The organism is Synechococcus sp. R6-10 (assembly GCF_047461815.1).
GTDB lineage: Bacteria > Cyanobacteriota > Cyanobacteriia > Thermostichales > Thermostichaceae > Thermostichus.
Window position 1 is genome coordinate 1 of record NZ_JANSHW010000133.1, and the last position, 7029, is coordinate 7029.

The 7029-nt window shown below is 60.3% G+C and carries 6 protein-coding genes; 2 read left to right on the forward strand and 4 right to left on the reverse strand.

Annotation, left to right across the window (positions count from 1 at the left end; all coding sequences use genetic code 11):
• Positions 1–821: quinolinate synthase NadA (gene nadA, locus NW837_RS04310; protein ID WP_414329414.1), on the forward strand; the 821-nt coding region annotated here is incomplete at its 5' end.
• Between the two features lie 29 nt (positions 822–850).
• A complete protein-coding gene (locus NW837_RS04315) occupies positions 851–2344 on the forward strand; it encodes an L-aspartate oxidase (protein ID WP_414329415.1) in 1494 nt (497 codons plus the stop codon).
• Here NW837_RS04315 and gndA read toward each other — a convergent pair.
• The 4 genes from gndA to NW837_RS04335 form a co-directional block, all read right to left on the reverse strand.
• The gene (gene gndA / locus NW837_RS04320) at positions 2341–3759 is read right to left on the reverse strand and encodes an NADP-dependent phosphogluconate dehydrogenase (protein ID WP_414329416.1); all 1419 of its coding nucleotides are present in this window, start codon (positions 3757–3759) and stop codon (positions 2341–2343) included. The genes NW837_RS04315 and gndA overlap by 4 nt on opposite strands.
• A 94-nt stretch (positions 3760–3853) precedes the next feature.
• A complete protein-coding gene (locus NW837_RS04325; protein WP_414329417.1) occupies positions 3854–4375 on the reverse strand; it encodes a pentapeptide repeat-containing protein in 522 nt (173 codons plus the stop codon).
• 91 nt (positions 4376–4466) lie between these two features.
• A complete protein-coding gene (locus tag NW837_RS04330) occupies positions 4467–5669 on the reverse strand; it encodes a carbohydrate ABC transporter permease (RefSeq protein WP_414329418.1) in 1203 nt (400 codons plus the stop codon).
• A gap of 111 nt (positions 5670–5780) precedes the next feature.
• Positions 5781–7029 (reverse strand): ABC transporter substrate-binding protein (locus NW837_RS04335; protein ID WP_414329419.1); only part of this gene is annotated, 1249 nt, incomplete at its 5' end.

A 7029-nucleotide genomic window follows, 5' to 3' on the forward strand; every position in this document is an offset into this window, starting at 1 on the left:
TGGGAGACTCCTTAGGACTGGCTCGGGAGGCTCAAAAGACGAGCGCCCAGGTGATTGTCTTTGCGGGCGTGCATTTTATGGCGGAGACGGCTGCCATCCTTAACCCGGAAAAGACGGTGCTGCTGCCGGATCTGGAGGCGGGCTGTTCCTTGGCCGATAGCATTCGCCCGCAAGATGTGCTGCGGTGGAAGGCAGCCTGCCCTGAGGGCCTGGTGGTGGCCTACGTCAACACCGCTGCCGAGATCAAGGCTCTGGCAGATGTCTGCGTAACCAGCGCCAACGCAGTTCAAGTGGTGGCCAGCCTGCCCCCAGATCGCCCCATCTTCTTCGTGCCGGATATGTTTCTGGGAGCCCACGTTGCTCAAGTAACCGGAAGGGAGCTGGATCTCTTTCCGGGAGAGTGCCACGTGCATGTTGGCATCCGGGAAGAGCACCTCAAGGCGATGGTGGAAGAGCACCCTGGAGCAGAGTTCCTCATTCACCCGGAGTGCAGTTGCGGCTCTAGCTGTCTCTTCCTCAAACCGGATGCCAAGCTGCTCTCCACCGAGGGCATGGTGCGCTACGCCAAAGCTTCAGAAAGCCGCGAGTTTGTGGTGGCCACCGAGGTGGGCATTCTTCACCGGCTCAAGAAAGAAGCTCCAGACAAAACGTTCATCCCTGTCAAGGCAGAAGCCGTCTGCGAGTACATGAAGAAGATTACCTTGGAAAAGATTTACCGCTCCCTGCAGGAGATGCGCTACGTGATCCAGGTGCCCCAGGAGGTGGCTGAGAAGGCTCGCCGTTCCATCCTGGCCATGCTGGCAGTGCCCGCCGGAGCCTAGAGGTGGAGGGGAAGAACGGGGCGCCGCCCTTGTTAGAAACAGACCTGTTGATCCTGGGAGCAGGGGTGGCGGGGGTGTACGCAGCCCTGTGGGCCGAAGCCCAGGGGGCGACAACTCTGGTGGTAAGCAAGGATCCCCTTCCCTCTGGCTCTACCCCTTGGGCGCAGGGTGGGGTGGCTTTTCCTGTGGATGAGGCGGACATAGAAGTCCATATCCAAGACACCTTGCAAGCGGGCCGCGGCCTGGTGGAAGAAAAGGTGGCTCGCTCCATTGTGGAGGAAGCACCCTTGCACCTGGAGAGACTTTTGCGCTGGGGCCTTCCTTTCCATCCCCAACCTGTCCGGGAAGGGGGCCACTCCCAAGCGCGGGTACGCCATCTGGGGGGGGATCGGAGCGGACTGTGGCTTCTGAGAGGTTTGCTGGCTCGCCTCAACAGGCTGCCTTTGCAGGGCTACACAGCCCTAAGCCTTTTGCTGGCGGGGGACAGGGTAGGGGGGGCCTTGCTGCTTGGCCCTGAAGGGCCGGTGGAGGTGAGGGCCGGGGCAGTTCTCCTGGCTACGGGAGGATTTGGCAGCCTTTTCCCCGTCTCGACAGCTCCCCCGGGGGCCACCGGCGACGGAATGGTGCTGGCCTGGCGGGCAGGGGCCACTCTCAGGGATCTGGAGTTTGTGCAATTTCACCCCACGGCCTTGCCCAATGGAGCGCTGGTGAGCGAGGCAGTAAGAGGAGAAGGGGCTGTTCTCCTCAACGCCTTGGGGGAGCGTTTTATGCCTCGCTATGCGGAGCTGGGAGAGCTGGCGCCGCGGGATGTGGTAGCTCGGGCCGTTTTCTGGGAGCGGCAGCAGACAGGGGGAACCTACCTGGATCTGCGGGTCGTCGAACATCTGGAGGAGCGCTTTCCCACCGTTGTTGCCTCTGCCCGCGCCTTGGGGCTGGATCCCACGAAGGATCTGCTCCCAGTTGTTCCCGCGGCTCACTACGTGATGGGTGGGATCCGAACGGACACTTTCGGCTTCACCGGCCTGCCGGGCCTTTATGCTGCTGGGGAGGTGGCTTCCACGGGTCTGCACGGAGCCAATCGCTTGGCTTCCAACAGCCTTTTGGAAGGGCTGGTCATGGGCAAGCGGGCCGCCTTGGCTGCCTTGCAAGATTTGGGAGAGGTGAGCTTTCCCCGACAGCTGCAGAGGCTACCCGTTCTGGCGACGTCTCCCGACATCCTGCCGGCTCTCAGGCATCGAGTTGGGGAAGCTTTGGGCGTTGTGCGGGAGGGAACACGGCTGCGGGCTTTTCTGACCTTTGTCAAGGCACTTCCCCTGCAGGAAAAGCCTTGGGCCACCCGGGAAGAGGCCGAGGCAGGCAGTCTGCTTTTGCTGGCCCGTCTGGTAGCTCAGGGGGCGCTGCTGCGGGAGGAAAGCCGCGGGGCCCATTTCCGCGAGGATTTTCCTCAGGAAGGGGAGCCTTTCCAAACGGAGGTGCGCGGTTCAACTTTTTTCCGGAGACCTCTTGATGCTACGCATTGCTAACGGCAACAGGCATTCCACTCATGGTGAAAGACGCCCGGCCTGTCGATGCGCTCGAAGGTGTGGGCCCCGAAGAAGTCCCGCTGGGCTTGGGTGAGGTTCTGGGGCAGGTTGGCGGTACGGTAGCTGTCGTAGTAGGCCAAAGAAGCGCTGATGGCCGGGATCGGGATCCCCAGGGCAGCCGCCGTGGCCACCACCCGCCGCCAGGATCCCTGCCGCTCCCGGATGGCCTGCTCGAATTCCTCATCCAACAGCAGGTTCACCAGCTCTGGATCCCGTTTGTAGGCCGACTGGATCTCGCCCAGGAAGCGGGCGCGGATGATACAGCCCCCCTTCCAAATCCGCGGAATCTCACTGAAGGTGTAGACGTAGCCGTGGGCAACAGTGGCTCTTTTGAGCAGGGCCATCCCCTGCGCATAGGAGCAGATTTTGGAGCAGTAGAGGGCGGCGCGCAGATCTTGGATAAAGCAGTCGGGATCCCCTTCAAAAGTGGCGTCCGGCCCTTTCAACTGGGCAGAGGCAGCCACCCGCTCCTCTTTCATCGACGAGAGGATACGAGCTTGCACTGCCGCCTCGATGGTGGGCACCGCTACCCCCAGATCCAGAGCATCTTTGACCGTCCACAAACCGGTGCCTTTCTGCCCGGCCTTATCCAGGATGAGATCCACCAAAGGCTTGCCGGTTTCCGGATCCAGGGTTTGGAAAATCTTGGCGGTAATTTCAATTAGGAAAGATTCCAGCTCTGTTTCATTCCAAGCCTGAAAAATCTCCTGCATCTGCGAGGCCGACAGCTTCAAAGCCCTGCGCATTAGGTCGTAGACCTCGGCGATCAGCTGCATATCGCCGTATTCGATGCCGTTGTGTACCATCTTCACGTAGTGCCCGCCCCCTTTGGGCCCCAGGTAGGTGACACAGGGGCCGTCTGGCACTTGAGCGGCAATTTTGGCCAAGATGGGCTCCAGTTGTTGGTAGGCCTCTGGGCTGCAGCCGGGCATGAGGCTGGGGCCGTTCAGGGCTCCCTCTTCCCCGCCGCTCACTCCCATGCCGACAAAGTGGATCCCGGTGGGGGCGAGGGCTTCGGCACGGCGATCGGTGTCGGTGTAGAGGGAGTTGCCGCCGTCGATGATGATATCCCCCGGATCCAGCAGCGGCTTCAGCTCGTCGATCACCGCATCGACCGGCGCGCCCGCCTTGACCATGATCAAGAATTTGCGGGGCCGCTCCATCAGTTGCACCAATTCCGGCAGGCTGTAGGCGGGGGTGATCCGTTTGCCTTGGGCTCGCTCCCGCATGAACTGGTCGGTTTTGGAGCTGGTGCGGTTGTAGACGGCAACCGGGAAGCCATTGCGCTCGACGTTGAGGGCCAGGTTTTCCCCCATCACCGCTAGGCCAATCACCGCAAAGCTGGGCTTGCTCATGGTTGGGGCACTATCGACACCTTACCCAATCTAGAGGCCAATCTGACCGACGGGGCTCAGGGATCCTGTTTTCTTCACCTTTGCCGGCCCTGATTCAAGGGCAGCCCAAACTCTCACGGGTGGTTACGCCGGTTATCGGGTGGGATCCCTCAGCTCGCTCACACAACTGCCGCTTTGCCGCCCGATCCACATAGGCTTCGCTGAAATCGGCGCCGGCAATCTGCGCTCCTTGCCAAACCGCCCGTGCGGCAATGGCTCCCGTGAGCTTGGCCCCTCTGAGATCGGCTCCTGCCAAATTGGCCAGATCCAAAAGGCTATTGCTCAAATCGGCACCGGATAGGTTGGCCCCCGCCAGATTGGCCTTGGTGAATGCCGCCCCCGAAAGGTTGGCCCCGTGCAGATCGGCGCCCTGCAGGTTGGCGCTGACAAAGCTGCTGCCCCGCCAATCTTGGCCGGATAGATCTTGACCTTGCAGATCGGCGTTGTTGAAGTTGAGACGGGCTTGGCTGCCCGCTATGGAGCCCCAGAGGAGCCAAAGCAGCAGAGTGGCCGCCAGCAGCATGCCCAGCTTCCCGAAGTCGCGCCAGCAAGTCGAGGCGTTGGATTTTGGGGCCATCGAGGATCCCTAGATTCTCTACCCCCATTCTTGCCGATTTTCCCCTTGCCCACTGAGAACTGGGATCATTGCGTTGCAGCAGAGACAGCCGTTATCCGCCGTAGGTTACATTCCGCTCGGTGGTGCGAAATTGCAGGATCGTCAGCCCCACCACAATGAGAAACAGGACGATGGATTGCGCGGCAGCCCTACCCAAATTGCCTGAAGACACTCCGATTTTGTAGATCTCGTAGATCAACACCGAGGTGGATCCGGAAGGGCCCCCAGCAGTCAGCAAGTCAATGGTGCCAAAGATATCGAAAAACGCATAGGTCATGTTGGTAATCACCAAAAAGAAGGTGATGGGAGAAAGCAGCGGTAGGGTGATGGCAAAAAAGCGACGCACTGCCCCGGCCCCGTCGATGGCAGCCGCTTCCAGCAAATCCTTGGGCAGGTTTTGCAGGCCGGCAAGGTAAAACAAAATGTTGTAGCCCATCTGCTTCCAAACGCTGGCAAAGATCACCACCCAAGGGGCCAAGTTGGGATCGCTGAGCCAGTTTAAACGGGGGATCCCCACCAGCCCCAGCAAATGGTTGGCCACCCCTCCCAAGGGGTTGAACATGATAAAGAAGATGATCCCGGCCACCGCCGGAGAAATGGCGTAGGGCCAGATCAGCAACACCCGATAAATCGCCGCCCCCCGAATCGGCTGATAGGCCAGCGTGGCAATCAACAGGGATCCGCTCAACCCCAGCACCACGATGGCCGCCGAAATGGCAAAGGTAATCCCCAGGCTGCGCAGATAGGTGGAATCCGTCAGCAAAGCGGTAAAGTTATCCACACAGACGAAGCGGCTGCGCGGCGCCCCCACAAACGTGAGCAGGGTGGAAAGGCGGAAGGTATCCAGCCCTGGGTAGTAGAGAAACACCACCAAGATCGTGAAGGTGGGCAACAAGAGCAGCCACGCCAGCCACCACTGCTTAAAGATGCCCCTCTCCTGAACAGCTGGGCCGGGGATCCCCAGGCGGCGCTCCTGCTCCTTCTGCGTCCACGCCAACAGCGGCCAGAGGGGAATGGCCATGCCCGCCAGCACCAGCCCCACACCAAAGGCCATGTCGATGGCCTTGCGCTCCGGCTCAAAAGTGCAAAAATCCAGGGGCGCCATAAAAATCAGGGATCCCAGCCCTCCTGCTAGGCCCCCCAGCACTGCCCCCACCGGCACAGGCCACTCGATGCGTCGAAAACGGAGCCCCATCCAGAGGGATCCCAGCAACCCTGCCAACAGCGGCACCAACACTTGGACGAATCCCAACATGCCTCTCACCTCGGCTGTGCTCTTCACAAGAGCCTTATCAAAGCCCGGAAAGGGGCAGGCCGCCGCCCACCCCCATCCCTCAATAACACCCCTGGCCCATCGACATCCAGGTTACTGGTAGAGGGAGTTGTACTCGGCCAGAAGGCGGTTGGCCTCCTGGTTGGCCTTGGCCATGGCCTGGGCCGGATCCCCGCCTTTAAGCATCAGATCTTCCATGGTTTGGGTCACCACGTTGCGAATTTCGGGGAAAGCCCCCAGCAGCGCCCCCCGAGTGGCAGGGGTCACCTTGGAATTGTTGATTTGGTCGCTGGCGGTGAAGAAGTTGGGGTTTTCCTTGAACCAGCCCTTCGACTCCAGCAAGGCTACCGAGCTTTTCCGAATGGGCAAGTAGCCGGTCACTTGGTGCCACTCGGCAGCATTTTCGGTGTTATTGAGCCACAGCATGAAGGTCAGCGCCCCCTCTTCCACCTCCTTGGGCAGATCCTTCACCAGCCAGAGGCTGGCTCCCCCGATCAAGTTCCCCGTCCAACCCTTGTCGGCGTTGTAGGGCATGCGGGTGGTGACCAGCTCGATGTTGTTTTGCTTGGCAGCGTTGGTGATGTTGGCGGCATCGGCGCTGCTGGTGATGGCCATGGCGACGGTACCGGTCTGGATGGCCTGCTCGGTGGCTGCCCAATCCCGCTGCTTGCCGCTGTAGATGTAGTAGCCTTTGTCATACATCCCTTTCCACCAGGTGGCGATGGCAATTGACGGCTCCGAGTCCAAAAAGACCTGGGTGGCACGGGCGGCACGGCCATTGTCGTTGTTGGCCAAGAGGGCATTCTGCTGGGCCATCCACTGCTCGTAGAACCAGCCGTGATTGGGCCAGGTCACACAGCCCTGGGGAGCGTCGGGGAGGGCCATGATCTTTTGACAAGCAGCCTCCAGCTCTTGCCAGGTGGCCGGCGGCTTTTCGATCCCTGCCTTCTTCAAGATGGCCGTGTTGGAGTAGAGAATGGGGCTGGAGCTGTTCCAGGGCATGGACGTAAATTTGCCATCCAGGGTGTAGTAGCTCACCACCGGCTCGATAAAATCGTCGAAATTCACCGGGATCCCGTTCACTTCGGTGCGATTGCCCAGAGCCTCGGCAATGGACTTGAAGTAACCAAAATCCCGTGCCCGTTGGGTGCCCACCTCAAACCACTGCACCACCGAAGGAGCAGCATTTTGTTGAATGGCCAGGTCGGTGGCTTGCTGAATTTCTTCGTAGTTGCCGTAGCCTTCGACCGTAACTTTGTATTGAGGAAATTGCTTGTTGAACTCTGCCGCTTTTTCGCGGGCCCAATCCAGGCGGTTGTCGGTAAAGGCAATCCAAACTTTG

Bases quoted from the DNA above. Each gene is read 5' to 3' on its own strand.
- NW837_RS04325 (WP_414329417.1), bottom strand. From the start codon at position 4,375: ATGGCCCCAAAATCCAACGCCTCGACTTGCTGGCGCGACTTCGGGAAG.
- NW837_RS04330 (WP_414329418.1), bottom strand. From the start codon at position 5,669: ATGTTGGGATTCGTCCAAGTGTTGGTGCCGCTGTTGGCAGGGTTGCTG.
- gndA (WP_414329416.1), bottom strand. From the start codon at position 3,759: ATGAGCAAGCCCAGCTTTGCGGTGATTGGCCTAGCGGTGATGGGGGAA.